Here is a 1,368-nt window from a genome sequence, read left to right on the forward strand (position 1 = left end):
GTCAGGGTGAGCCTTTAAGTGCTGCGCGAGATCTTTTTTCTGGGCCAAAAGGACAGATGAATGCGTTAGAACTGCTCTCTTTACTCCAAGCTAAACTTGGGAAAAGTGCAGTGCTCAAGCCAGATATTGCCTGCGACCCAAGACCGGAGAAAGCCAGCCAATACCGACTAGCCGATGAGCCAGACGTACCCACTCATAGCATCCCAGATTTGCTGCGCCCAGCAATGCAACTGCCTGTCCCAATTGCTCTGCAAGAACAAGTATCGCTGGTGCATGGACCAGAACGAATCGTATCCGGATGGTGGGATGGCGACGAAATTATGCGCGATTACTACATTGCTCATACCAAGCAAGGTCGCTGGTTCTGGGGATTTCGCGGTCAACATAAACATTGGTTTCTTCATGGCTATTTTTGTTGAGTCGTTATGAGTTACGCAGAATTATTTTGTCAGTCTAATTTCTCTTTCCTCACTGGCGCTTCTCATGCAGAAGAGCTTGTGTTGCAAGCGGCTTTTTATCGCTACCATGCCATCGCGATTACTGATGAGTGCTCGGTCGCTGGCGTGGTCAAAGCTCATGCAACGATTGAACAGCATAAACTTGATATCAAACAGATCGTCGGCAGTATGTTCTGGCTCAACGAAGAGTGCCAAATAGTCCTACTTTGCCCCTGCCGTAAAGCTTATGCTGAGATGTGCCGTATCATCACTAACGCGAGACGACGCAGCGAAAAAGGCAGTTATCAGCTTTCTGAGTGGGATCTGATGTCGATTCGTCACTGCTTAGTATTGTGGCTTCCTACCCATCAAGCGAGTGACCATTACTGGGGGCGCTGGCTCAATCAACACCATAACAATCGACTATGGGTTGCGATTCAACGTCATCTTGGTGGCGACGATGATGCCTACACAAATCACTGCGAGAAGCTAGCTCACGAATTGCAACTGCCTATTACAGCTTGTGGCGGCGTACTCATGCACACGGCTGAGCGCCTGCCTTTACAACATATACTCACCGCCATTAAGCATGGTTGCAGTGTTGATAAGCTGGGCTTTGAACGTCTTTCTAATGCTGAACGCGCATTACGACCACTGAATAAGTTGGTTCGTATCTACAAACCAGAGTGGCTAGAGGAAAGTAAGTACATCGCGGATTTGTGCGAATTCAAATTGTCTGATCTGAAATACGAATACCCTACAGAACTGATTCCTAATGGCTATACACCAAATTCTTACTTACGAATGTTGGTGGAACAAGGTAAAGAGCGTCGCTTTCCTGAAGGCGTGCCGGAGGACATCAACCAAACCATCGAAAACGAACTGAGGTTGATAGAAGACCTCAAGTACCATTATTACTTTTTAACCATTC

At 47.3% G+C, this 1,368-nt stretch carries 1 protein-coding gene and 1 pseudogene; both read left to right on the forward strand.

The genetic code is table 11. From position 1 onward, the window contains the following. Window positions 1–419 (forward strand): annotated as a pseudogene (locus R7F67_RS24095) (DNA polymerase Y family protein); the annotation flags it as partial. 6 nt (window positions 420–425) lie between these two features. Next, window positions 426–1,368: PHP domain-containing protein (locus tag R7F67_RS24100; protein ID WP_318057446.1), on the forward strand; the 943-nt coding region annotated here is incomplete at its 3' end.

Source organism: Vibrio sp. YT-17 (assembly GCF_033337375.1).
GTDB classification, from domain to species: domain Bacteria; phylum Pseudomonadota; class Gammaproteobacteria; order Enterobacterales; family Vibrionaceae; genus Vibrio; species Vibrio alginolyticus.